We start from the raw sequence: 22,514 nt of genomic DNA, 5'->3' as shown, positions 1-22,514 counted from the left end.
AAATAGAAAGGGAGTTTAGGTGATAATGAAACGTTTTTTAGCAATTATTGGGCTAACTTTATTGTTAGCAGCTTGTGGTAACGAGGGAGAAGAAGGAGCAAAAGAAGGAAATGTTGTGGCGACAACAGGACAAATTGGCGATGCCATTAAAATTATTGGTGGAGAGCATTTGCAAGTGACAACATTAATGGGCCCTGGTGTGGACCCCCATCTATACAAAGCAACGCAAAGTGATTTAACAAAGCTGGATGGGGCAGAAGCTATTTTTTACAATGGCTTACATTTAGAAGGGCAGATGCAAGATATTTTTGACCAAATGGCTGAGGAAAAAACGGTGTTAGCGGTAGGGGAGCAGCTAGATAAAAGTGCCTTATTAGCTGATGAAGAGGATGCAGCATTGCATGATCCGCATATTTGGTTTGATATTGATTTGTGGAAAGAGGTTGTTGCTTCCATTAGTCATACGCTAGCTGAAGAGTACCCAGCATATAAGGATGATTTTAAGGCAAATGAAGAGGCTTATTTAGCACAATTAGATGAATTAAAGAAATATGCAACGAATCGCATAGGGGAAATACCAGCATCGCAACGTATTTTAGTGACAGCACATGATGCCTTTAACTATTTTGGTGAAAGCTTAAGGTTTGAGGTGCGAGGCTTACAGGGATTGAGCACAGACGCTGAGTACGGAGTAAAGGATGTGCAAAATATGGTGAATTATTTAGTAGAAAACAATATCAAAGCAATTTTTATAGAATCTAGTGTATCGGATAAGGCGCTGAAGGCAGTTATTGAGGGAGCAAAGGAAAAAGGTCATGATGTGAGGATTGGTGGCGAATTGTTTTCGGATGCAATGGGCGCTGAGGGAACGGAAGAAGGCACATATTTAGGTATGTATAAATATAACATCGACACAATTGTCGATGCATTGAAGTAGGTGGGAAAAATGGAAGCTTTAGTTGTTGAAAATTTATCGGTTGCGTATGATAAAAAAACAGTGCTTGAAAATGCGAATGTATCTGTACCGATTGGGCATTTGACAGCGATTATTGGACCGAATGGTGCTGGTAAATCGACTTTTTTAAAGGCGATATTGAATCAATTACCAAACAAAATTGGCAAGGTTGAGATTTTAGGAAAGGCTTTTTCACCAAGAAGCTTAGTTGTTGGCTATGTGCCACAGCGCAATGCTGTTGATTGGGATTTTCCAACAACAGCCCTTGATGTAGTACTAATGGGGCGATATGGGCATCGAGGCTTGTTCAAGCGCCCAACAAAGCAAGATAGAGCCATTGCAATGCAGGCTTTAGCAAGCGTTGGGATGCAGGATTTTGCAGAGCGCTCAATTGGTCAGCTTTCAGGTGGTCAGCAGCAGCGCGTGTTTTTAGCTAGAGCGTTAGCGCAAAATGCGGAAGTTTATTTTTTAGATGAACCCTTTGCAGGAGTGGATGCTGCTACAGAAAAAACCATTATCGATATTTTGAAAAATTTAAAGGCACAAGGAAAAAGCATTTTTGTTGTCCATCATGATTTACAAACAGTAACAGAGTATTTTGATTACACCATTTTATTAAATAAAACCATTTTAGCTGCAGGCAAAACGGATGAAATATTTACAAGAGAGAAGCTACAGCAAACATATGGTGGGAAATTATTAATGATGGAAGCGATGTAAGGAGGGGTATCATGGTATCGGGAAATTTACTTTGGGTGTTAATGGGAACGACCCTTCTAGGCATAGCGGCAGGTATAACAGGAACCTTTTCCTTCTTACAAAAGCAAAGTTTAGTTGGGGACGCAGCAGCACATGCAACATTACCAGGTATAGCTTTAGCCTTTTTATTAACAGGGCAAAAAGAGTTACCTGTTTTAATGATTGGTGCTGCCCTCACCTCTGCTCTTTCTATTTACTGCATTCAATGGATTGTAACCTATTCGAAGCTCAAGGCAGATGCGGCGATTGGACTAGTATTAGCTGTATTTTTCGGCATAGGCATTGTGCTATTAACGATTGTTAATCGCAGCCCATTAGGCAATCAAAGTGGCTTAAATGATTTTATTTTTGGGAAAGCAGCAACGATGACAAAATCAGACTTAACTTGGCTTTTTATAAGTGCCCTCATTATTATAGCTGTGAGCCTTTTAATGTATAAGGAATGGAAGCTAATTATATTTGATCCAGTCTATGCAAAGGGCATCGGTTTACCAGTGGAGGCATTAAAAGCCTGCTTGACGGCACTTATTGTCATGACAATCGTAACAGGGATTCAAGCGGTCGGTGTTATTTTAATGTCAGCACTGTTAATTATTCCAGCGGCAAGTGCTAAGCTTTGGACGAAAAAGCTTAGCACGATGCTATTGTTTAGTGGAATAGCAGGAGGCTTAGCGGGTGTTGTAGGGACATTTATTAGCTCGCTACGTGTAGGGCTATCAACAGGGCCAATTATTGTTTTATGTGCCGCGAGTATTTTTTTCATTTCTTATTTATTTAGTCCGAAGTCTGGACAAATCAGTAAATATATAAGAAAAAACAAATTTCAGCAAGGTGAAGTGCAATGATTGAATTTTGGGTTATTTTAACAGGAGTCTTAGTCGGAATTACATGTGGGATTGCAGGGGTCTTTTTAATTCTTCGTAAAATGTCAATGATTGCAGATGCCATTAGTCATACAGTGCTATTTGGTATAGTTATGGCCTTTATTATTACACAATCATTAAATGGGCTATGGATGTTAGTTGGTGCAGCAATAGCAGGAATTTTGACCGCTTATTTAGTCCAGCTATTGCAATCCTCAGGCATTCAAGAAGATGCGGCGATTGGTGTGACATTTACCTCTTTATTTGCACTAGGCGTTTTACTTATTACGTTATTTGCAAGCAATGTTCACTTAGATGTAGAGCATGTATTGATGGGGGAAATTTCCTTTGTACCATGGGATAAATGGACGTTTTTATCGATTACAATGCCAAAGGCGGTTTGGATGCTGTTGCTTGTGTTAGTGATTAACGTAACATTTCTTCTACTATTTTATAAGGAAATGAAGCTCTCAACATTCGATTACGTTTATGCGACAACAATTGGCTTACCAGTGATTTTATTACACTATGTTTTTATGACAACAATTTCGCTAACAACGGTTGCAGCCTTTGATAGTGTTGGGGCCATTTTAGTTGTAGCAATGCTGATTGGTCCAGCCGCAACCGCCTATTTAATTAGCAAATCAATTAAGGAAATGTTTTTATGGAGTATAAGCTTCGGCATGGCATCTGCTATCATCGGCTACTATGCAGCAAAATGGTTCGATACATCCATTGCAGGAATGATGGCTGCAGCTGTTGGTGTTATTTTTATTGCAGTATTTATCGTTGATAAATTACAGCAACGGTTCAATAAAAAGGCGGTTGCTAGCAGAGGTTCATTTTAAAAATGTGGCATGGGTTTTATATTGTACCCATGCCTTTTTATATTTTTAAACAAAATCTTTCCTATCAACCTGCTATCTATGGTAATTTAGAAGAGGAAAGTTTGGTCAAGGAGATGACAGCAGTGGAAAAGTGGTATTTTATTAATTCAGGACCTTGTTCAGCATCGTTTAATATGGCATTGGATGAGGCATTACTTGATTGGCATAGCGACGGGAGTATTCCGCCAGTGATTCGCTTTTACGAATGGAATCCAGCTACATTGTCAATTGGTTATTTTCAGCAGGCAGCGCGCGATATTGATTTAGAGGCAGTGAAGCAACAGGGGTTGGGCTTTGTTCGTCGACCTACAGGTGGACGTGCAGTATTGCATGACCAAGAGCTGACATATTCAATTATAGTGACAGAAGAGTACCCGAATATGCCGAAAACGGTAACAGAAGCTTATCGTGTATTGAGTGAGGGTATTTTGTTAGGCTTCCAAAACTTAGGATTGGACGCATACTTTAGCGTACCAGATACAGAGGAAAAGCAGGCGGATTTAAAAAAGCCAAAAAGTGCTGTATGCTTTGATGCACCAAGCTGGTATGAGTTAGTGGTAGAGGGGAAAAAGGTAGCAGGTAGTGCGCAAACGCGTCAAAAGGGCGTGATTTTGCAGCATGGTGCGATTTTGCTAGATTTAGATGCAGAAAAGCTATTGTCTGTCTTTAGATTCTCATCTGAGGAAGCGAAGCAGAAAATGCGTGATAAACTGCCTGAAAAAGCGGTAGCGATGAACCAATTTGTAGAGACACCATTTACCATACCACAATGTGTGGAGGCATTTAAAACGGGCTTTGAAAAGGCGTTACATATTGAGCTTGTGCCATACACATTAACAGAGCAGCAGCTAGTCTATGTTAAAGAGCTAGAAGCGAAAAAATATGCAAATGATGAATGGAATTTAAGGAAATAATGGAGTATTTAGTGATTTTTATCATTGTTGTACTATACCAATGGCTTTTCATTCCTATACTAAAGCGAAAAGTGGGCTATGTTCGCGTAGATGGGACGATGTTTTATCAATATAAAACTAAATGGCAGCTACCATTTGAAATAGCCGTTATTATAGCTGCCGTGCTATGTATCGTGTTTTTTACGCCAAAGCTTGAGCTTTGGTCTGTTGCCTTTGTACCGCTTGGCTTTATCGTGATTTTAGTGGTGCGCGGCATTTTAGAGAAGAAATATGATGCTTATTTGCGCCATCATATCATTTCGTTTGTCCAAGCTTTTGCGATAATGGTAGCGTTTGTTGGCATTTTTATTTATAGCACGCTAATGAAGTAAGGGGGCATTTGCCTCCTTTTTGTATATAAGTATTTAGGGCGGTGTTGAAAATGAATATATTAAACAATGATATAAATGGAAAAATTAAATCAGATGACCAAACGATACCTCAAGGAAAAAGAGTTTTTTGGCAGCAAGGGGGTGGCGATGGAGAAAGAGATTATATAGATATTTGTATAAAGTTTGAAGTTATCCTCAATGGTCCTGGGTATGCTGGACCATTGAATGACGAAACGATTCAAATTTTGCATGATGATGGTATTTCAAAAATAGCGATAGCTGATAGAAAAAGATTTGCTTTTATTATGAAAAGCGGTGATATTGTAGCATTAAAAATTGGCTTACAAAAAATATATGCTGTCGGAATCGTTGTAGGTGATTATCAGTGGAGCGACTTGTTTGGTGATGTAGATGGCTGGAGCATTCAGCACGTTCGACGGGTAAAATGGCTATGGGTTGCACCTAAAGATAGTGAAGGGCAGTATCTGCCGAAGGATTTTAAAGCAAATGTGTTAAAGCAAGGGACAACCTTGTTGCTTGATAACCCAAAGGTTCTTCAATGGATTGATAGCCTTCATTTGGATTTTACAAAAAAATATGAGGTCAAGGATCTGCCGGCAGTGGATTCAAAAAAAGTTCAAATTGAAGAGATTGCAGAGTTTCTATATGCGAAAGGAACATCAAGTAACTCTATAGAAAGGCTTGTGTCAGCGATTGATGATTTACAAATGATTGCTAAATGGTACAAATCAGTTGATTATGTCTCTGAATTTGAAACGGAAAGCTATCTTATAATACCTTTGCTTAGAGCATTGGGATGGACGCCACAAAAAATGGCGGTTGAATGGAAGAATGTTGATATAGCCATTTTCAACCGTTTACCACGTGAGGATCAAAATCTCATTGCAGTAGTAGAAGCGAAACGTAAAGGCAAGTCCTGTTTGATGGCCTATTCACAAGCCTATAATTATGCTAAAGATAAAGAGAACTGTAATAGGTTGATAGTAAGTGATGGCTTGCGCTATGGAATATTTGTAAAGCATCAGAAAAAATATAAACTTCATGCCTATATGAATATTACCGATTTTAGAGAAAGGTACGAAATTTACGACTGTGCTGGAATCAAGGAGGCCATTTGGGCAATGACACCAGACTGGCATTATGATGCATAAAGATTTTCAATGAATTATCGAAAAATTTACTTAATTTGTAGAAAAAGCGCAGTTTATTCTTCTTTTTCTGCTATGATGAAGCGGTGAGGAGGAACTGAAGTGAAAAAGTATATGGGAGATGCGATGATGCTCATAACGGCAATCGTTTGGGGCAGTGGCTTCGTTGTTGTAGCTATCGCATTAAAATATTTAACAGCCTATCAAGTGATGGCTGGACGTTTTCTATTAGCGGCGATTATTTTATTAATATTATTTGGTTATCGCTTAAAAGGGCTCAGGTGGTCTGTTGTTTGGAAGGGTGCTATATTAGGAACCATTTTATATATTGCCTTTGCTTTTCAAACGGTTGGGCTAGAGTATACAACTGCGTCCAAAAATGCCTTTATTACGGCTGTCAATGTCGTCATTGTGCCATTGATTGCCTTTATCTTTTATAAGCGAAAAATTGATGGCTATGAAATGCTTGGCTCCATTCTCGCATTAATCGGGATTGGGCTGCTGTCATTGCAAGGCTCCTTCAAGATGAACATTGGTGATATATTAACATTAATATGTGCTGTTGGCTTTGCCTTCGATATTTTTTATACCAATTATTTTGTACAAAAAGAGGATGCACTTACTTTAACTATTGTACAGTTTGTGACAGCTGCCGTTATTGGGACACTTGTTGTCATAATACAAGGAGATATTCCTGCAACTATCGCTAAAGAGGGGATTTATGCGATTATTTATTTAGCGCTGTTCTCGACGACGCTTGCCTATGTTTTACAAAATGTGGCACATAAATATACGACGGCAACAAAGGCGGCGATTATTTTATCGACAGAGGCATTGTTTGGTACATTATTTGCGATTTTATTTTTGCATGAAGTATTGACGTTGAAAATGATGGTAGGTGCTGTGATGATTATGCTAGCGATTTTAATTGCGGAATTGAAGCCCGCCTATTTTAAACAGCGCATGCTGAAAAAGATGGGACGTACATAAGGGGATTTTGATTTTTATCGTGATGATTCGCCCGCAAGGCAGCCACATTCGCTCAATTGCACTCAAAAAAAGGAGCTTGTCTTTTTGGGACAAGCTCCTTTTTTTAATCGTGGTGCAATGTTGCAGCCACCTCTGGATGTTGTTCTACTTCATGAAGCTTTTTGAATGAAGCAATCGCTACTTCCACTTGTTCATTTTTTGGCTCTTTTGTTGTTAAAAGCTGTAGCCAAAGACCAGGATAGCCTAAAAAGCGTAGTACAGGCACATTGCGCAAAGCATTTGTTGCTTGTAGCACCTCGAAGGAAATACCAAGTACAACTGGAATCAATAAAATGCGGTTGACAACACGTAGCCATAATGGATCAGTTGGCACGAAGAAGTACACGAACATGCCGACAATGACTGTAAATAAAATAAAGCTAGAGCCGCAGCGATAATGCAAGCGCGATTGCTTTTGTACGTTGTCAACTGTGAGCTCAAGACCTGCCTCATAGCAATTAATGACTTTATGCTCTGCTCCGTGATATTGAAAGACACGTTTAATAATAGGTGTCATGGCAATTAGTTGTAAGTAGCTCAATAGTAAAATGAGCTTGAAGGCTGTCTCTAAAAAGATTTGCCCTGTTTTATTTGGAATCCATGCGGAAAATAAGTCAGCTAAAAAAACTGGAACAAGCGTAAAGACAAATTTTCCAAATAAGAAGGAAAGCACTCCGACAACGGCTACGCCTAAAATCATTTGCAGCTTGGATGGCTCCTCAGCATTTTCCTCTTCCTCACCGGGCGTTACATCATAGCGCTCGCTCGCAAATTGTAAATGGCGTGAGCCAAAGCCTGCTGATTCAATTAAGGCGACAACACCTCTGACGAACGGAATTTTCTTTAATTTTTGGTATAAAGGCTTTTTCTTTTTTTCTACATGAAAATAATCAATTGAATTGTCATTGCGACGAATCGCTGTGACCATATGCTCTTTTCCAGCAAACATAACGCCCTCTAATAGTGCCTGTCCACCGTATACGGGTACTTCATTGCTCACTATGTACACCACTCTCTTAAATAGTTTCTAAATTATTGTACTAAATTTTTTCGAAAAGAACTACGAAAATGCATACCGCTTGTATATTTTGGCGAAAATAGTGCAAGAGGAGGGATTTTTATGTCGTTAGCTATCATTACAAGTGCTGTGAGTGCAATTGGTTTTTCATGCATTTTGAAGTTTTTACATTATTTTTCGTTTATTTCTTGGCATCCAATAGGGTTTGTGAAAAAATGGGAGCTGCCAATTACAGCATTTACAGGCTGGCTATTGTTAGGGCTCGTTTTCTTTATTTTATTCCTACTATTATATATTTTGCTACAATATGCTTGGCGTGTTCCTTCATTTTTTACATCCTTCGTGATAGGGATTGCATGTGCCTTTTTAGCAGAGTGGTTGATTTATGATTTGCCAGCAGAGGGGGCATCCTTTAAAAAGTTATCGATTCCGTTTATCGTTGTGACGATTGCTATGTGCCGTTTTGTTATTGACACAGCACAATATCATTATTATAACAGGAAATTCGCACATCGAAATAAGTTGATGTATAAAAACACTATGATAAAATAAAAGGAGGGGTGATAGATAATGGAGTTGCTCGTATTAAATGGACCAAATTTAAATCGACTTGGCAAGCGTGAGCCAGAAATTTATGGAACGGAAACACTTGCAGATATTGAAGCAAGATTGCAGCAGCTTGCGGCAAGCTTTCAAAGTGAAATTGACTTTCGTCAATCGAATCATGAAGGACAACTCATTGATTGGATTCATGAGGCGGAGGACCGTCGAATGGTAGGTATTGTTTTCAATCCAGGTGCTTACACGCATACAAGTGTTGCTTTACGCGATGCAATTGCTTCTGTTACAGTCCCTGTCATTGAAGTACATATTTCAAACATCCATAAGCGAGAGCCGTTCCGCCATCATTCAATGCTAGCGGCAGAATGTGTCGGACAAATTTGCGGTCTCGGTACAATCGGCTATGATTTAGCTGTGCGTAAATTTTTACAACAAGAAAAAGGGGAATGAACAACATGAAATTAGCAAAATTACGTCAGGCATTAATCGATGAGAAAATCGATGCACTACTTATTACTAACGACTATAACCGTCGTTATATGACAGGCTTCACTGGTACTGCAGGTGTTGCGATCGTATCAAAGGATGATGCGGTATTTATTACAGATTTCCGTTATACAGAGCAGGCGGCAGAGCAAGTGAAGGATTTCCGCATTGTACAGCATGAAGGCTTAATCGTAGAAGAGGTAGCACAGCAAGTTGCATTAATGGGCGTACAGACGCTTGGCTTTGAGAAGGATGCGCTAACATATGGCACATATACGCATTATAAAAATGCAGTGAAAGCTGAGTTTGCTCCAACAGCAGGGTTAATTGAAAAAATTCGCTTGATTAAGACAGAACAAGAGATTAATATTATTAAGGCTGCATGTGAAATTGCGGATCAAGCATTTACACATATTTTAGGCTTTATCGAGCCTGGTAAAACAGAGCTTGAGGTGTCGAATGAGCTTGAATTTTTCATGCGTAAGCAAGGTGCGACAAGCTCGTCATTTGATATTATCGTAGCAAGTGGTGTGCGCTCAGCATTACCACATGGTGTTGCAACACATAAAGTCATTGAAAAGGGCGATTTTGTCACACTTGACTTCGGTGCACTATACAATGGTTATATTTCAGATATTACACGCACGATTGCTGTAGGACAGCCTTCAGATAAGCTAGTTGAGATGTACAATGTCGTATTGGAATCTCAGCTACTAGCTTTAGAAAAAGTAGGTCCAGGGATGACAGGTATCGAGGCAGATGCAGTAGCACGTGATTATTTAAAATCAAAGGGCTATGGTGAGGCATTTGGTCACTCAACAGGGCACGGCATTGGCTTAGAGGTGCATGAAGGACCAGGGCTATCATTCCGCTCAGAAACAGTGTTAGAGCCAGGCATGGCTGTAACAATTGAGCCAGGTGTTTATTTACCAGGCATCGGCGGTGTACGTATCGAGGATGATATACTAATTACAGCAACAGGCAATGAAAAATTAACTCATTCTACAAAAGATTTAATTATTTTATAATTTGGAGGAAAATAAAGATGATTTCAGTAAACGATTTTCGCACAGGCTTAACAATTATTGTTGATGGCCAATTATACCGTGTTTTGGATTTCCAACACGTAAAGCCAGGTAAAGGTGCGGCCTTTGTGCGTTCGAAATTACGTAATCTGCGCAACGGTAATGTAAACGAAAAAACATTCCGTGCAGGTGAAAAAGTAGAAAAAGCGATGATTGATAACCGTAAAATGCAATACTTATATGCACAAGGTGATGAGCATGTATTTATGGATATGGAATCATATGACCAAACAACATTAGCAGCAGCGCAAATTGAAGAGGAATTACTATATTTATTAGAAAATATGGAAGTTCACATTCAATCATACCAAGGTGAAATGCTAGGAATTGAATTACCAAACACAGTTGTGTTAGAAGTTGCTGAAACAGAGCCAGGTATTAAGGGCGATACAGCTTCAGGTGGTTCAAAGCCAGCGAAAATGGAAACAGGCTTAATGGTTAACGTACCATTCTTCGTCAACCAAGGCGACAAATTAATTATTAACACATCAGAAGGCTCTTACGTTTCACGTGCGTAAAATGGCGGGCTGGTTTGTAGGCATTAAGCTTACAAGCCAGCTTTTTTTGATAGTAACGATTGACTGAAAGTATTACAATAGAGGAAAGGAGTGGTAATAAATGTTACAGCAAATTCAAAAACCAATTATTCAAGCACCGATGGCAGGTGTTACAACACCACAGCTTGTTATTGCAAGCTGTGAGGCAGGTATTTTAGGTTCGATTGGTGCAGGCTATTTAAATGGCGAGGAAACACGAGCATTTATTCAAGCGGTAAAACAAGGAACGGACAAACCCTTCTCTGTCAATTTATTTGTGCAGGAGGAGCCGAAAATTGATGTATTCGTTTTGCAGGAGGCTCGTGTAGCCTTGCAGCCTATTTACGATGAATTAAATATTCCACCAGTACAAACAGTTATTTCAAACGATGTGTATTCTGCGCAGCTACAGGTAGTTATCGATGAAAATGTACCTATTTGCTCGTTTACATTTGGATTACCAGCCGCAACTGATATTCAGCGTTTAAAGGCAGCAGGTATTTATATGATTGGTACAGCGACAACGCTAGAGGAGGCAAAGGCGGTGGAAGCAGCTGGGCTTGATGCAGTGGTACTCCAAGGCAGCGAGGCGGGTGGACATCGCGGTACATTTACAGAGCCTTTAACATTTATCAGCTTACAGGACTTATTAGCACAGGTAATTGGCCAAGTGCAAATCCCCGTTATTGCGGCAGGTGGCATTGCAACAGCGCATCATGTAAAGGAAGTGCTAGCGCAAGGTGCAGTTGCAGCACAAATAGGAACAGCCTTTTTAGTTGCAGAGGAAAGCGGTGCATCAGCAACGTATAAGCAGGCTATTTTGCAATCTGAAAATGATGAGACAACGCTAACAAAGGCGTTCACTGGTAAATATGCACGCGGGTTGAAAAATGATTTCACAGAACGCTTAAAGGATGCGGTCGTTGCACCGTACCCATTACAGCACCATTTAACAACGGCGATTCGCAAGGAAAGCACAGCACAGGGACGTTCAGAATTTTTATCGCTATGGATGGGTGCTAACGGGCATTTAGCGAAGGAAGTACCGGTTGCGGAGATTGTAGAGGCATTGCTAGCAGAGGTTAAATAAGCGGTGCAACGATGAAGAGGACGATTATGCTACAAATCAACAATCTATTGACGATTCGTGATAATTTTCTTCTCTGCGCACCTTGATAAAAGCCTGAGAACTGCCATTTATTTCTGTACAAAACAAATAGCAATATAAGTAAACTAACACTGACACATATATTTCCTATATTGCTTAAAGATAAGTTCAAAGATAAATAAAATTTATTTAATAAGTAGCTAGAGATTACACCAAATAGTACAAAAATGACGATGACTCTGACTAGCTCTAGTAATATACGCATATTAAAATTCCTTTCATAAGTTGAAACTGAGCCTCGAATAGTAAATATATTCGGGGTTTAACTTTGCACGATGCTCTCATCCTAACACCTCGTATATCTCACAATCAAGCCAAGGGGGGCCACCTGCTAATAATAAAGGAGATATCTTTGTTTTGCATTGACTAGGTGATTCTCTATTTTTGTACGCTCGATTGTTTCACAAGAAAAGTTCTACCTCACACCCATACCACATATAATGCGGTACGTAAGGAGGCTAGGCTTTGGAGCTTCAGGATGTACTACGCGTTGCAGGAGTGGGACTTGTGATTGCCTTGCTGCATATCTTTTTTGAGCAAACAGGGAAAAAGGAGTTTTCGTTTTTTTTGTTTTTCGTTGCTTATTTGTATATGACAGCAGAGCTTATTCGTTTTTTGCGTTTGTTTTTTAATGAGATTTTAATTTTCTTTCAATGGCTTACTTCCTCGGGGTGACGATGACAACGATATTCGCTGTTGTAATTTTGCTGCTGCTACTGCAACTGATGAAACAGGCAATGCCTTCATTACACCCTTTATTTACAATTATTTTCACATTTATTTTTCTGCAATTTGTTTTTGTACAATCTATCATTCCATGGGCTCGTCATTTTATTCCGATTGTTCAGCACGTGCCCTATGCACGTCCATTACTCTATACGGCCATTGTTTTTCTGTTAAGTGAGTTTATGTTTACATTGTTAGCGGAGCATGAATATGAAGCATTAGGGGAGGTGATGCGTATAGCTGTACGTATCGCGCTTGTGACCTACTGGATGACAGAGCTTGAGCCGGCATTGCAAACGTTGTCGGCATTGCTCAAAAGGGTGTAATAGATGGACACGCTTATCAATATCTTTCGTGAACCAATCTCTAATGTTATCTTACTCATTTCGGTTGTAGCACTTTACACGCTCGTCTTTTTAATTATTGAGGCATTTGTGCCAACTGCAAAAGCATGGCTAGAGCCACTCTTTATTTTATTGCTTGCGCTCACATTAGGAGAGCTTGTCGTTGAGGCATTTCGCGTCATGCGAGAATTCGCTGAAATTTTATCCGCATTTTTCTTAGCACTTATTCCCATTCTTACATCCGCTATGATTGTCCTTCAATCCATTTTAGCATTTGTCGCATGGAGTCCACTTGTCTTGTTTTTATTGCAGCTTTTGATGCATATAACAAATAAAATCATGATTCCAGCACTGCTTGCTGCATTGCTCTTCGATTTTTGCAGCCGTTTTGTGCAAGGAATTTCCTTTAAAAAACTAGCAGATTTACTACGTATGACGTCCATGAGCTTGATTGCAGCATCCTCTTTAGCGCTTTCACTTATTTTAACGATTTCAGGTGTTGCCTTTTTTGCAGTGGATGCTTCTGTTACGACACCGTTAAAAAAGGTGGTAGAGCAGGCAATTCCATTAGTCGGCTCTATTGTCGTACAAGGCTTCTCGATGTTTCAAAAGTTTCAAGGTACCGCAACGACGATTACGGGCTTTACGCTTGTTAGCTCTTTTTCTATCGCCTCCTTTTATCCTGCAGGAACGCTGCTTTTATATGCGTTTAGCTGCAAATTTTTAGCGGCGATAAGCGAGCCATTTACGAGCGCAAATATTAGCGGCTTTATTGATGATATTGGCAACACATTATTTGTTTTATGTGCCATTGCAATATTGCTTGCCATTACCTTTATTTTTATTTGGCTATTACTGTTTGTCATTATGCAATTAGGGGTGGGGAAAAATTTATGATGACGATACTTGCACTCGTTTTAGTTGGACAATGCCTGCTACTTATTGCAGATGAGCCAAGATTTATCGTCTATATTCGCTTAGCATTGTTCCTTTGCTTTTACAGCTACATTGTCAATTTCCTGCGCATATAAAGAAAAAGCCTATCATATAATGTGGTAATTTTCCCCTAGGGAGCTATTAGCCCCTTGTGGATGTCATAGATTTTTTAACAAATCTAAAGTAGAGGCGTAAGTAACTAAAGGGGGTAAGTTGAAGTATGTGGAGAAGCGATTAAATCTACCATTACTCGTTATACCGATTATTTTAGTTGTTATTTTTCTTGTGATGAATCAGAAGACACCTGCAACAGATGAACAAGCTGGCAGCTCTCAGCTTGAACAAACGCTTCAAGAAATGGCAGGTGTAGGACAAGTAAAAGTATATGTGCATTATGAACAGCAAGGTGAGGCGATATTAAGTGATTATTTTCGCGCAAAGGAAGGGCGCGTAACAGGCATTTTAATTGTCAGTGAAGGTGCGGTGGAGCCGACTGTACAACGAGAACTCGTACAAGTCGTTAGTCGTGTCATGGAGATTCCTGTACACCGTATTATGATTGTACCGATGCGAAAAAAGGAGATGGACAATGAAAGTGAAACGTAAAACAGTATGGTTTTTGACACTCTTTAGCTTAGCGGCAGTGATTTCTGTGTATTATGTATTTGAAGATGATCGAAATATCAATTTGATGGCGATTTTCTCAGATGAGACGATGCAGGAAACAACGTTAACAGGTTTACCAGAGGAAACAAAGGCAGTGCAATCTGAAAATTATTTATTTGAGCAAATGCGCATGGAGGTAGAAAATGAGCGCAGCCAGCTAAGAGAGCAATATACGCAAAAAATCGCATCTGATCAATATTCAGCAGAGGAAAAAAATGAAGCATATAATGAAATGAACGCATTAATTAAGCGCGACTCTGCTGAGGCAATGCTCGAAATGCTTATTAAATCTCTAGGCTACTCGGATGCTTTCGTACGTGTAGAGGATGAGAAAGTGGCCGTAACGGTTATGTCTGACGAAATGTCTAAAGAGGAAGCAAATGAAATTATTTATGTAGTCATGTCTGAGCAAGGCGAAGGCGTGCAAGTAACAGTAAACGTACAATCAAATTATTATTGAATTTATAATAATAGTGTGAGTCTTTACTAAGGTGCTTTTTTTCAAAAGCAACCTGAACTAAAGTCTCACATTTATTTTGCGAAAATTCATTTTAATTTGTTAGTCCTTGGAGGTCCTACAACTACTATAGTGAAAAAATAATTGTCAGAAAATATCGTTTTTTGTTTCAGATGTGCTGTGTTACGCTGATTTCTTTGGAATTTATAAATAACTATTTCAAAATGGCTTAATAAATTATAAAATAGTTATCGTAGTTATAATATTAAGCAATAAGGGAGAGTTTGGCATGTTCAAAATTCAAGAGATTCGTGAAATTATTAAACTAGTAGATGCTTCATCAATTGACGAGTTTGTATATGAAGAAAACGGAGCAAAAGTAAAGTTAAAGAAAAAAGGAAATGTAACAGAGGTTGTTGCACCGAAAGCCGAGGTAGTTGTGGCAGCACCAGCAGCGCCAGTAGTTGAAGCAGCGCCGGCACCAAAAGCAGTGGAAGCGCCAGCAGCTGTAGCACCTGTTGAAAAAGCACCTGTCCAAGAGGATGCAGATTTACACCAAATTACATCACCAATGGTTGGTACATTCTATCAAGCACCAAACCCAGAATCTCCAGCTTATGTAAAAGTGGGAGATAAAGTAGGCGAAGAAACAATTGTTTGTATCGTAGAGGCAATGAAACTGTTCAACGAAATCGAGGCAGAAGTGAAAGGTGAAATCGTTGAAATTCTTGTAAAAGACGGTCAACTTGTGGAATACGGTCAACCATTATTCCTAGTAAAAGCTGAATAAGAGGGGTGCTTTTCATGAAAAAAGTATTAATTGCCAATCGTGGAGAAATCGCGGTTCGTATCATTCGCGCATGTAAAGAGTTAGGTATTGAAACAGTAGCTGTTTATTCTGAGGCAGACGCTGAGGCGTTACATGTGAAGCTAGCAGACGAGGCATATTGCATTGGCCCACGCTTATCAAAGGATTCTTATTTAAGCTTCCCAGCATTATTAGGCGTGGCACAAAAAACTGGTGCAGATGGCATCCATCCAGGCTATGGCTTTGTATCTGAAAACGCTGACTTTGCGGAAGCATGTGAAAATGCTGGCATTAAATTTATCGGCCCATCCTCAGATTCAATTAAAATTATGGGGATTAAGGATGTAGCACGTTCGACGATGGAAAAAGCCAATGTACCACTTGTACCAGGGACAGGCATTGTACCTGATATCGAAACAGGTAAGAAGTGGGCTGCTGAAATCGGCTACCCTGCCATCATTAAAGCAACTGCTGGCGGTGGTGGTAAAGGTATCCGTGTTGCTCGCACAGAGGAAGAGCTTGTTAAAGGCATTGAAATTACACAAAAGGAAGCTGCCGCAGCATTTGGCAACCCAGGCGTATACTTAGAGAAGTTTATCGAATACTTCCGTCACTGCGAAATTCAAGTATTAGCAGACGGTCATGGCAATGTTGTGCACTTAGGTGAGCGCGATTGCACCGTACAACGCCGCATGCAAAAGCTTGTCGAGGAAGCGCCATCACCAGCACTTTCAGAGGAGCGCCGTGCAGAAATGGGCGAAGCCGCTGTGAAAGCAGCGAAAGCATGTAATTACGAGGGTGCAGGTACAATCGAATTCATTTACGATTACCAAGAGGACAAGTTCTACTTCATGGAAATGAACACACGTATCCAAGTAGAGCATCCTGTGACAGAAATGATTACAGGTGTTGACCTTGTACAGCAGCAATTAAAAATTGCCTCTGGCGAGAAGCTACCATTCAAACAAGAGGATATTAAAATCAATGGCTGGGCAATCGAATGCCGAATCAATGCTGAAAACGCATACAAAAACTTTATGCCATCTGCGGGTAAAGTAACAGACTACCTAGCACCAGGCGGCTACGGTGTACGCGTAGACTCAGCGGTATATCCAGGCTACACAATTCCACCATACTACGATTCAATGGTCGCGAAGCTAATCGTCCACGCAGACACGCGTGAGGAAGCTATCGCTAAAATGAATCGCGCATTAAGCGAGTTTATGGTAGATGGTGTACACACAACCATCCCATTCCACCAAGCATTGATGAACAACGATGTATTCAAATCAGCGAAGTTCAACACGAAGTTCTTGGAAGAGAATGATGTGTTGGGTGTGGCTGAGAAGGCGAAGTAAGTTTTTGGGGAATAAAATGGAAATATCTCAACCCGTTAACTAAAATTATTTAGTTAACGGGTTTTTTAGATTAAAAATATTCAACTTGCTATAAGTGATCAATTAACAGCCAAAAGTGATCAAATAACTCATAAAAGTGATCAAATAGAAGCCAAATTCGCTCAAATAACAGCCAAAGGTGATCAAATAGCCTCCGAAGTTATGTTAATTGCCTCGTAAAAAATCCAATGCAATTGCTAAGCATTTTCCATAAGGAATGTAGTATAATAAAGAAAGTGATAGATGGCTATAGTTAAGTAGCAATGCGAGAGAAAGAGAGGATGGCTGAACATGGCTGAAAAACAACCAACATCATTTGTACAACCAACGCCAACAGGTAAGGAGGAGCTCGGACAGATTGAAGTGGCTCCTGAGGTAATCGAGGTCATTGCAGGGATTGCTGCGACAGAGGTTGAAGGGGTAGCGGCGACACGTGGCAATTTTGCGTCAGGCGTTGTAGAGAAATTTGGGAAAAAAGTACATTCAAAAGGGATTAAGTCTGCGATGTCAGAGGATGGACGCATCGTCATTGATGTATTTTGCTCAGTGAAATATGGCTTTGCCGTTCCAAAGGTGGCAAAGGATGTTCAAGCTTCCATTCGCCAAGCGATTTTGAATATGACAGCAATTGAAACAAGCGAAGTGAATGTGCATATTACAGCAATTCAATTTGACAATGTGAGCGCTAATAAAGCGTAAATAGAAAGACCGTCGAGCGATTCGGCGGTCTCTTTTCATGTTTAATAAGCTGTCCAGCCACCATCTGCTGCGATGACTTGGCCGTTGATAAAGCTTGCATCATCCGAGCCTAAAAAGACAGCAAGTGCTGCGATTTCTGAGGGCTGTCCAATGCGCGGATTAATCGCCATGCCGAGCTGCTGACGTGCAATACCTGTTTGGCTAATGCTCGACATGGATGAGGCGATATTTGTTGCAACACCACCTGGTGCGATGCCGTTACAGCGAATATTTTTATCTGCATACATAAAGGCTGTATTTTTTGTTAAACCAACAACCGCATGCTTAGATGCTGTGTAAGCTGCACCAGCACGTGCACCATACAAGCCACCTGCTGAAATATTGTTGACAATCACCCCATGGCCTTGTTTTAAGAAAATATCTGTTGCAAGACGCATCGATTGCATAACAGCCGTTGTATTCACTGCAAATACTTTGTCCCAGCGGTCATTTGTTACTTCACCGACAGGCTCCATTCCATCCATAATCCCTGCATTGTTCACTAAAATATCAAGCTGTCTGTATGTTTCTAACGTTTTATCAAATAAATGCTGTAAATCCGCTTCTGATGTGACATCTGTGCTAATCGCAAAGGCGTCGCCACCAGCCGCTTTAATTTTCGCTACTACTTCCTCTGCACCTGCTAAATTTAAGTCTGAAACAACTACTTTTGCGCCTTCCTGTGCATAGCTTTCTGCGATAGCCAAGCCCATGCCTGATGCGGCACCCGTTACGATTGCTACTTTACCTTGTAATTTCATCGCCAATTCCTCCTAAGTAGTTAAATGTCATTTATTGAACATCTGTTCAATAAAAATTATACTGGATAGTAGATAACGTTTTCAATATGCAATAAAAGCAAGGATGTTTATTAAACAACAAATTTCGAAAAAACGTTGAATAGGGGTGCTAAAAATGTCAGTGGATTTACGTGTTATCAAGACAAAGGAGCGATTGCATGAAACACTTATCGCATTATTAAAGGAGATGCCACTAGAGAAAATTAAAATATCGGTGCTATGTCAAAGAGCCCAAATCAATCGAGGGACATTTTATTTGCATTATGAAAGTGTCGATGCATTATTCGCGGATTTTTTTGAGCAAATTATTGCTGATTTACGAGAAGCTTATTTAGAGCCGTTGCGGACAAAAACACCATTAAAAATTAAGGAGCTCGATCCGAAAACGGTGCGTATTTTCCATCATATAAAAAAATATGAAAACTTTTATCGCATCGTTTTTTCGAAAAATGCACCTTTAGCCTATTACTATATGCTGCTTGAGCAGATTACGGTGAATTTACGGGAAAATGCACATGTTCACAATGATTATTTCATTGCCTATCAGAGCAACGCGATTATTGGCGTAGCATTGCAATGGGCACAGCACGATTTTCAGGAAACACCTGAAGAGCTCAGTGAGGTGCTTGTACAAATTTTGCGCCAAAAAGGTGAGTAAAATGCGTTTATCGTCCGTCTATTTAAATAGGGAAGGGGGATACCCATGCTTCGTTTTGATGAATATTACGATGCTTATAGCAAGGAACTGTTCCAATTTATTTATTTTTTAGTTGGACATAAGGAAACGGCGGAGGATTTAACGCAAGACACCTTTATCAAAGCATTAAAAAATAGCACGACCTTTCGTGGAGATGCCCAAATGAAAACATGGCTTGTGACGATTGCGCGCAATACCGTTTACGATTATTACAGGCGCAAGCGCTTAATTAAATTTATTCCATTTATAGCGCGATATGACGGCATAGAGGAAACATACATACCAGAACAATGGCTACTGAAGCAAGCGGCAGATGCAGAGCTATATACGGCGCTCGGTCAGCTCAAATTAGCCTATCGAGAGTGCATCGTCCTTCGCAAAATTGAAGGCTACTCCATTAAAGAAACGGCCGGCATTTTAAATTGTACAGAAGCACAGGTACGCAATCATACAGAGCGAGGCATGAGGGCATTGCAAAAATTGCTTGGAGGTGAGGCTAATGAAACTAGATGACCGCTTACAGCAAATCACGCGTGTACAGTGGGATGAGCAAGCGCGCTTACAGCAAAAGAAGCGCTTAATGGTACGTGTCAAGCGCAAGCAATTATTCGCACCACGCTTTGCACTTGTGACAATCGCTTGCATTTTGCTGTTATTTTATTTGATGGATATAAGACAGCCAGTACAGCCGCAGCAACAGGCACAACTAACAGATGAATTGGCAAAAATAACTGTCCTGTTGACAGATAAACCGGAGCGCAATTTGAATTTGAATTCAGCCTCGTACGTCAATAAAAAAGTGACGACTGACAAGCAACTGTTAGCGAAATTTCAGCGTATTGTCACAGCACCAACCGTTGTTGAACAGGCGTGGGATGGACAGTTAACGTCCCCAGAGAATATATATCAGCTCCTATTAACCTTTCAAAATGATAAGCAGCTTTATTTGAAATTTGGCAGTCATTCAGGTGTATTTGAGCTATACGATGTGTATGGGCAAAAAAAATATGTGCTGACAAATGGCACAGAGCTAATGTTGCTGTTGCAGCAAATTGATGATGAAACGGCAACATCCTCCGATTGGAAAAAGTATTTGTGGGGGATATTGATTGTCCTTTTACTAATCGATGCGGCCTTTATTAGTAAAAATCGCTATAATCGTGATGACTATGGCAATAAAAAAAGCCTGCATTGGTCATGGCGAATCCTTTATACGATTATTTTTATGATGGCTTTTGTTGTGTCCTACTTCTATTTAGGGACAACGCATGCCGGTATATTATGCGGTGGCATTATGTTAACGATTGTACTACAGGAATATTTAGAAGTGAAACAAGGGATTAAGCGAGCAAATTGGCTGTGGACGTCGATGACTATATTTTTTGTGCTGCTAGTAGTATTACTGTTTGTAATTTAGCGCTTTCATTCCGAATACTGAACTAATATAATAGAGTGGAAAGGGAGGCTTACAAATGACAGTCGAACAACAATTTGTAGATTATGTGAAGAAAATGCAAAATTATCACGAGGCGATTTCCGTTATTTATTGGGATATGCGTACAGGAGCGCCGAAAAAGGGGTTAGAGCAACGTGCTGAGGTGATCGGTACACTATCATCAGAAGTATTTGCACTACAAACATCAAATGAGTTAGGTGAAATGCTAGCAGCACTTGAAGCAAAGCAAGGTGAGCTGGATTTTGTAACAAAGCGCTTATTTGAAGAAGTGAAAAAAAGCTATGATGAGTCGAAAAAAATTCCTGCTGATGAGTATAAAGCGTATGTAATTTTACAGGCAAAGACAGAAAATGCCTGGGAAGAGGCGAAGGAAAAATCAGATTTCGCACTATTCCTACCATATTTAAAAGAAGTCGTTGCATATCAAAAGAAATTCATTAACTATTGGGGCATTAAAAACGGCTCGCCATACAACACATTGCTTGATAAATACGAGCCAGATATGACAACAGATATTTTAGATAAAGTGTTTGGTCAATTACGTGAAACCATTGTGCCATTAGTAAAAGCGATTCAAGCATCACCAAACAAACCAGACACATCTATGCTATTTAAGCATTTCCCGAAAGAGGGACAGCATGCGGCTTCGCTAGAGCTTTTAGAGAAGCTTGGCTATGATTTTGACGCAGGTCGCTTAGATGAGACGGTACACCCGTTTATGATTGGCTTAAATAGTGGCGATATTCGTGTAACAACGAAATATGATGAAAATGATTTCCGCTCGGCTGTATTTGGTACAATTCATGAGTGCGGTCATGCGCTATACGAGCAAAATATTGATCCGAAATTAATGGGCTTACCACTTGCAACAGGTACCTCAATGGGTATCCATGAATCGCAATCGCTATTTTATGAAAATTTCGTAGGACGTAATCCTGCTTTTTGGCAAAATAATTTTGAAGTGCTACAAAAAAATTCACCAGCGCAATTTGGTGATGTCACAGTAGAGGAGTTCCTAGCTGCTATCAATTTTGTAGAGCCTTCATTAATTCGTATTGAAGCAGATGAATTAACATACCCACTCCATATTATGATTCGCTATGAAATCGAGCGTGAGCTGTTCAACGGCGATTTACAAGTAGAGGATTTACCACAAGTATGGAACGATAAGTACGAAGAGTATTTAGGTGTTCGCCCAGCAAATGATGCTGAAGGTGTACTACAGGACACACATTGGAGCGGTGGTAGCTTCGGTTACTTCCCATCATATGCTTTAGGCTATATGTACGCAGCGCAATGGAAGCATGCAATGGATAAAGACATTGCAAACTTTGACGAGCTATGCGGCAAAGGCGAGCTACTTCCAATCCGTGAATGGCTAACAGACAAAGTGCATCAATACGGCGCACTGAAAAAGCCATTTGAGCTGTTAAATGAAGCGACGGGCGAAGGCTTAAATGCGCAATATTTAGCGGATTATTTAAAAGAGAAATATACGAAGCTATACCAATTAAAATAGAAACAAGAAAAAGCACTGCTGATTGTATGGTACATAACAATTAGCGGTGCTTTTCTTCGAGAGGGGATTCCATCTTTTTCTTTAACTAACATAACAAGCTATCATTTATTTGTAACTTATTCTACCATTTATCGTCAATTTCTATTAGAAAAACATTAAAGTAAGTCAT

Annotated in this window: 28 protein-coding genes; 26 read left to right on the top strand and 2 right to left on the bottom strand. The window is 39.9% G+C overall.

Annotated elements, in window-relative coordinates; translation table 11 throughout:
• Nucleotides 1-25: 25 nt before the first annotated feature.
• The 8 genes from R6U77_RS16405 (at nucleotide 26) to R6U77_RS16370 (ending at nucleotide 6,908) form a co-directional block, all read left to right on the top strand.
• Complete coding sequence (locus R6U77_RS16405; protein ID WP_319836480.1) at nucleotides 26-937, top strand: metal ABC transporter solute-binding protein, Zn/Mn family; 912 nt, start codon at nucleotides 26-28, stop codon at nucleotides 935-937.
• Nucleotides 938-946: 9 nt separating this feature from the next.
• Nucleotides 947-1,675, top strand: coding sequence for a metal ABC transporter ATP-binding protein (locus tag R6U77_RS16400; RefSeq protein ID WP_319836479.1), 729 nt, complete (start codon nucleotides 947-949; stop codon nucleotides 1,673-1,675).
• An 11-nt stretch (nucleotides 1,676-1,686) separates the two neighbouring features.
• Nucleotides 1,687-2,559: a metal ABC transporter permease gene (locus tag R6U77_RS16395; RefSeq protein WP_293920089.1), complete on the top strand. Its 873-nt coding sequence runs from the start codon at nucleotides 1,687-1,689 to the stop codon at nucleotides 2,557-2,559.
• Nucleotides 2,556-3,425: a metal ABC transporter permease gene (locus tag R6U77_RS16390; protein ID WP_319836478.1), complete on the top strand. Its 870-nt coding sequence runs from the start codon at nucleotides 2,556-2,558 to the stop codon at nucleotides 3,423-3,425. The genes R6U77_RS16395 and R6U77_RS16390 overlap by 4 nt, the downstream gene beginning before the upstream one ends.
• Nucleotides 3,426-3,598: 173 nt before the next feature.
• The gene (locus tag R6U77_RS16385) at nucleotides 3,599-4,378 is read left to right on the top strand and encodes a lipoate--protein ligase family protein (RefSeq protein ID WP_293920338.1); all 780 of its coding nucleotides are present in this window, start codon (nucleotides 3,599-3,601) and stop codon (nucleotides 4,376-4,378) included.
• A gap of 11 nt (nucleotides 4,379-4,389) precedes the next feature.
• Complete coding sequence (locus tag R6U77_RS16380; protein WP_319836477.1) at nucleotides 4,390-4,749, top strand: DUF4181 domain-containing protein; 360 nt, start codon at nucleotides 4,390-4,392, stop codon at nucleotides 4,747-4,749.
• 50 nt (nucleotides 4,750-4,799) lie between these two features.
• On the top strand, nucleotides 4,800-5,921 hold the full coding sequence (locus tag R6U77_RS16375) for a hypothetical protein (RefSeq protein ID WP_319836476.1): 1,122 nt from the start codon (nucleotides 4,800-4,802) through the stop codon (nucleotides 5,919-5,921).
• A 99-nt stretch (nucleotides 5,922-6,020) separates the two neighbouring features.
• Nucleotides 6,021-6,908: a DMT family transporter gene (locus tag R6U77_RS16370; protein WP_319836475.1), complete on the top strand. Its 888-nt coding sequence runs from the start codon at nucleotides 6,021-6,023 to the stop codon at nucleotides 6,906-6,908.
• Between the two features lie 103 nt (nucleotides 6,909-7,011).
• Here the strand turns inward: R6U77_RS16370 and R6U77_RS16365 are convergent, their stop codons facing one another.
• On the bottom strand, nucleotides 7,012-7,896 hold the full coding sequence (locus R6U77_RS16365) for a DUF1385 domain-containing protein (RefSeq protein ID WP_406601111.1): 885 nt from the start codon (nucleotides 7,894-7,896) through the stop codon (nucleotides 7,012-7,014).
• A gap of 171 nt (nucleotides 7,897-8,067) precedes the next feature.
• Here R6U77_RS16365 and R6U77_RS16360 point away from each other — a divergent pair, with 171 nt between their 5' ends.
• The 14 genes from R6U77_RS16360 (at nucleotide 8,068) to R6U77_RS16295 (ending at nucleotide 17,834) form a co-directional block, all read left to right on the top strand.
• Nucleotides 8,068-8,517: a hypothetical protein gene (locus R6U77_RS16360; RefSeq protein WP_293920083.1), complete on the top strand. Its 450-nt coding sequence runs from the start codon at nucleotides 8,068-8,070 to the stop codon at nucleotides 8,515-8,517.
• An 18-nt stretch (nucleotides 8,518-8,535) separates the two neighbouring features.
• Entirely contained in the window at nucleotides 8,536-8,976 is a 441-nt protein-coding gene (gene aroQ, locus R6U77_RS16355) for a type II 3-dehydroquinate dehydratase (protein ID WP_293920082.1), read from the top strand.
• 5 nt (nucleotides 8,977-8,981) lie between these two features.
• Nucleotides 8,982-10,040, top strand: a complete 1,059-nt coding sequence (locus R6U77_RS16350; RefSeq protein WP_319836474.1) for a M24 family metallopeptidase — start codon at nucleotides 8,982-8,984, stop codon at nucleotides 10,038-10,040.
• A 17-nt stretch (nucleotides 10,041-10,057) separates the two neighbouring features.
• The gene (gene efp, locus R6U77_RS16345; RefSeq protein ID WP_293920079.1) at nucleotides 10,058-10,615 is read left to right on the top strand and encodes an elongation factor P; all 558 of its coding nucleotides are present in this window, start codon (nucleotides 10,058-10,060) and stop codon (nucleotides 10,613-10,615) included.
• A gap of 100 nt (nucleotides 10,616-10,715) precedes the next feature.
• Complete coding sequence (locus tag R6U77_RS16340) at nucleotides 10,716-11,723, top strand: NAD(P)H-dependent flavin oxidoreductase (protein WP_319836473.1); 1,008 nt, start codon at nucleotides 10,716-10,718, stop codon at nucleotides 11,721-11,723.
• Nucleotides 11,724-12,266: 543 nt separating this feature from the next.
• Nucleotides 12,267-12,476 (top strand): stage III sporulation protein AC, encoded by a 210-nt coding sequence (locus tag R6U77_RS16335; protein WP_293920077.1) that lies wholly within the window; start codon nucleotides 12,267-12,269, stop codon nucleotides 12,474-12,476.
• Nucleotides 12,477-12,478: 2 nt separating this feature from the next.
• Entirely contained in the window at nucleotides 12,479-12,853 is a 375-nt protein-coding gene (locus tag R6U77_RS16330; protein WP_293920076.1) for a pyruvate formate-lyase, read from the top strand.
• 3 nt (nucleotides 12,854-12,856) lie between these two features.
• Nucleotides 12,857-13,768 carry a stage III sporulation protein AE gene (locus R6U77_RS16325; RefSeq protein WP_319836472.1) on the top strand — a complete coding sequence of 304 codons (912 nt, stop codon included), beginning with the start codon at nucleotides 12,857-12,859 and terminating at the stop codon, nucleotides 13,766-13,768.
• Nucleotides 13,765-13,902 (top strand): hypothetical protein, encoded by a 138-nt coding sequence (locus R6U77_RS16320; RefSeq protein ID WP_319836471.1) that lies wholly within the window; start codon nucleotides 13,765-13,767, stop codon nucleotides 13,900-13,902. Before R6U77_RS16325 ends, R6U77_RS16320 begins: the two co-directional genes overlap by 4 nt.
• A 127-nt stretch (nucleotides 13,903-14,029) precedes the next feature.
• Nucleotides 14,030-14,413: a hypothetical protein gene (locus R6U77_RS16315; RefSeq protein WP_293920073.1), complete on the top strand. Its 384-nt coding sequence runs from the start codon at nucleotides 14,030-14,032 to the stop codon at nucleotides 14,411-14,413.
• A complete protein-coding gene (locus tag R6U77_RS16310) occupies nucleotides 14,397-14,933 on the top strand; it encodes a SpoIIIAH-like family protein (RefSeq protein ID WP_293920072.1) in 537 nt (178 codons plus the stop codon). The genes R6U77_RS16315 and R6U77_RS16310 overlap by 17 nt, the downstream gene beginning before the upstream one ends.
• Before the next feature lie 286 nt (nucleotides 14,934-15,219).
• Complete coding sequence (gene accB / locus R6U77_RS16305) at nucleotides 15,220-15,720, top strand: acetyl-CoA carboxylase biotin carboxyl carrier protein (RefSeq protein WP_319836470.1); 501 nt, start codon at nucleotides 15,220-15,222, stop codon at nucleotides 15,718-15,720.
• Between the two features lie 14 nt (nucleotides 15,721-15,734).
• Nucleotides 15,735-17,096, top strand: a complete 1,362-nt coding sequence (gene accC, locus R6U77_RS16300; RefSeq protein ID WP_319836469.1) for an acetyl-CoA carboxylase biotin carboxylase subunit — start codon at nucleotides 15,735-15,737, stop codon at nucleotides 17,094-17,096.
• A gap of 330 nt (nucleotides 17,097-17,426) precedes the next feature.
• Nucleotides 17,427-17,834: an Asp23/Gls24 family envelope stress response protein gene (locus R6U77_RS16295; RefSeq protein ID WP_293920069.1), complete on the top strand. Its 408-nt coding sequence runs from the start codon at nucleotides 17,427-17,429 to the stop codon at nucleotides 17,832-17,834.
• A 41-nt stretch (nucleotides 17,835-17,875) separates the two neighbouring features.
• On the opposite strand, the gene R6U77_RS16290 is transcribed toward R6U77_RS16295, so the two are convergent.
• The gene (locus tag R6U77_RS16290; protein WP_319836468.1) at nucleotides 17,876-18,634 is read right to left on the bottom strand and encodes an SDR family oxidoreductase; all 759 of its coding nucleotides are present in this window, start codon (nucleotides 18,632-18,634) and stop codon (nucleotides 17,876-17,878) included.
• Nucleotides 18,635-18,788: 154 nt separating this feature from the next.
• On the opposite strand from R6U77_RS16290, the gene R6U77_RS16285 reads away from it, so the two are divergent.
• The 4 genes from R6U77_RS16285 to R6U77_RS16270 are packed head-to-tail and all read left to right on the top strand — an operon-like array spanning nucleotide 18,789 to nucleotide 22,345.
• A complete protein-coding gene (locus R6U77_RS16285; RefSeq protein ID WP_319836467.1) occupies nucleotides 18,789-19,331 on the top strand; it encodes a TetR/AcrR family transcriptional regulator in 543 nt (180 codons plus the stop codon).
• Between the two features lie 45 nt (nucleotides 19,332-19,376).
• Nucleotides 19,377-19,883: an RNA polymerase sigma factor gene (locus tag R6U77_RS16280; protein ID WP_319836466.1), complete on the top strand. Its 507-nt coding sequence runs from the start codon at nucleotides 19,377-19,379 to the stop codon at nucleotides 19,881-19,883.
• A complete protein-coding gene (locus R6U77_RS16275; protein WP_319836465.1) occupies nucleotides 19,870-20,787 on the top strand; it encodes a hypothetical protein in 918 nt (305 codons plus the stop codon). Before R6U77_RS16280 ends, R6U77_RS16275 begins: the two co-directional genes overlap by 14 nt.
• A gap of 55 nt (nucleotides 20,788-20,842) precedes the next feature.
• Complete coding sequence (locus tag R6U77_RS16270; protein ID WP_319836464.1) at nucleotides 20,843-22,345, top strand: carboxypeptidase M32; 1,503 nt, start codon at nucleotides 20,843-20,845, stop codon at nucleotides 22,343-22,345.
• Nucleotides 22,346-22,514: the final 169 nt, after the last annotated feature.

The organism is Lysinibacillus louembei, from assembly GCF_033880585.1.
Taxonomy (GTDB): domain Bacteria; phylum Bacillota; class Bacilli; order Bacillales_A; family Planococcaceae; genus Metasolibacillus; species Metasolibacillus louembei.
The sequence above is the reverse complement of the archived record's forward strand: the minus strand, read 5'-3'. Positions and strand labels throughout refer to the sequence as shown.

Excerpts from the sequence above, each read along its gene's own strand:
- aroQ (WP_293920082.1), top strand. The coding sequence starts at position 8,536 with ATGGAGTTGCTCGTATTAAATGGACCAAATTTAAATCGACTTGGCAAG.
- R6U77_RS16310 (WP_293920072.1), top strand. The coding sequence starts at position 14,397 with ATGAAAGTGAAACGTAAAACAGTATGGTTTTTGACACTCTTTAGCTTA.
- R6U77_RS16385 (WP_293920338.1), top strand. The coding sequence starts at position 3,599 with ATGGCATTGGATGAGGCATTACTTGATTGGCATAGCGACGGGAGTATT.
- R6U77_RS16295 (WP_293920069.1), top strand. The coding sequence starts at position 17,427 with ATGGCTGAAAAACAACCAACATCATTTGTACAACCAACGCCAACAGGT.
- R6U77_RS16330 (WP_293920076.1), top strand. The coding sequence starts at position 12,479 with ATGACAACGATATTCGCTGTTGTAATTTTGCTGCTGCTACTGCAACTG.
- R6U77_RS16350 (WP_319836474.1), top strand. The coding sequence starts at position 8,982 with ATGAAATTAGCAAAATTACGTCAGGCATTAATCGATGAGAAAATCGAT.
- efp (WP_293920079.1), top strand. The coding sequence starts at position 10,058 with ATGATTTCAGTAAACGATTTTCGCACAGGCTTAACAATTATTGTTGAT.
- R6U77_RS16395 (WP_293920089.1), top strand. The coding sequence starts at position 1,687 with ATGGTATCGGGAAATTTACTTTGGGTGTTAATGGGAACGACCCTTCTA.
- R6U77_RS16405 (WP_319836480.1), top strand. The coding sequence starts at position 26 with ATGAAACGTTTTTTAGCAATTATTGGGCTAACTTTATTGTTAGCAGCT.
- R6U77_RS16365 (WP_406601111.1), bottom strand. The coding sequence starts at position 7,896 with ATGTTTGCTGGAAAAGAGCATATGGTCACAGCGATTCGTCGCAATGAC.
- R6U77_RS16320 (WP_319836471.1), top strand. The coding sequence starts at position 13,765 with ATGATGACGATACTTGCACTCGTTTTAGTTGGACAATGCCTGCTACTT.
- R6U77_RS16340 (WP_319836473.1), top strand. The coding sequence starts at position 10,716 with ATGTTACAGCAAATTCAAAAACCAATTATTCAAGCACCGATGGCAGGT.
- R6U77_RS16325 (WP_319836472.1), top strand. The coding sequence starts at position 12,857 with ATGGACACGCTTATCAATATCTTTCGTGAACCAATCTCTAATGTTATC.
- R6U77_RS16390 (WP_319836478.1), top strand. The coding sequence starts at position 2,556 with ATGATTGAATTTTGGGTTATTTTAACAGGAGTCTTAGTCGGAATTACA.
- R6U77_RS16280 (WP_319836466.1), top strand. The coding sequence starts at position 19,377 with ATGCTTCGTTTTGATGAATATTACGATGCTTATAGCAAGGAACTGTTC.
- accC (WP_319836469.1), top strand. The coding sequence starts at position 15,735 with ATGAAAAAAGTATTAATTGCCAATCGTGGAGAAATCGCGGTTCGTATC.
- R6U77_RS16270 (WP_319836464.1), top strand. The coding sequence starts at position 20,843 with ATGACAGTCGAACAACAATTTGTAGATTATGTGAAGAAAATGCAAAAT.
- R6U77_RS16360 (WP_293920083.1), top strand. The coding sequence starts at position 8,068 with ATGTCGTTAGCTATCATTACAAGTGCTGTGAGTGCAATTGGTTTTTCA.
- accB (WP_319836470.1), top strand. The coding sequence starts at position 15,220 with ATGTTCAAAATTCAAGAGATTCGTGAAATTATTAAACTAGTAGATGCT.
- R6U77_RS16375 (WP_319836476.1), top strand. The coding sequence starts at position 4,800 with ATGAATATATTAAACAATGATATAAATGGAAAAATTAAATCAGATGAC.
- R6U77_RS16275 (WP_319836465.1), top strand. The coding sequence starts at position 19,870 with ATGAAACTAGATGACCGCTTACAGCAAATCACGCGTGTACAGTGGGAT.
- R6U77_RS16290 (WP_319836468.1), bottom strand. The coding sequence starts at position 18,634 with ATGAAATTACAAGGTAAAGTAGCAATCGTAACGGGTGCCGCATCAGGC.
- R6U77_RS16400 (WP_319836479.1), top strand. The coding sequence starts at position 947 with ATGGAAGCTTTAGTTGTTGAAAATTTATCGGTTGCGTATGATAAAAAA.
- R6U77_RS16285 (WP_319836467.1), top strand. The coding sequence starts at position 18,789 with ATGTCAGTGGATTTACGTGTTATCAAGACAAAGGAGCGATTGCATGAA.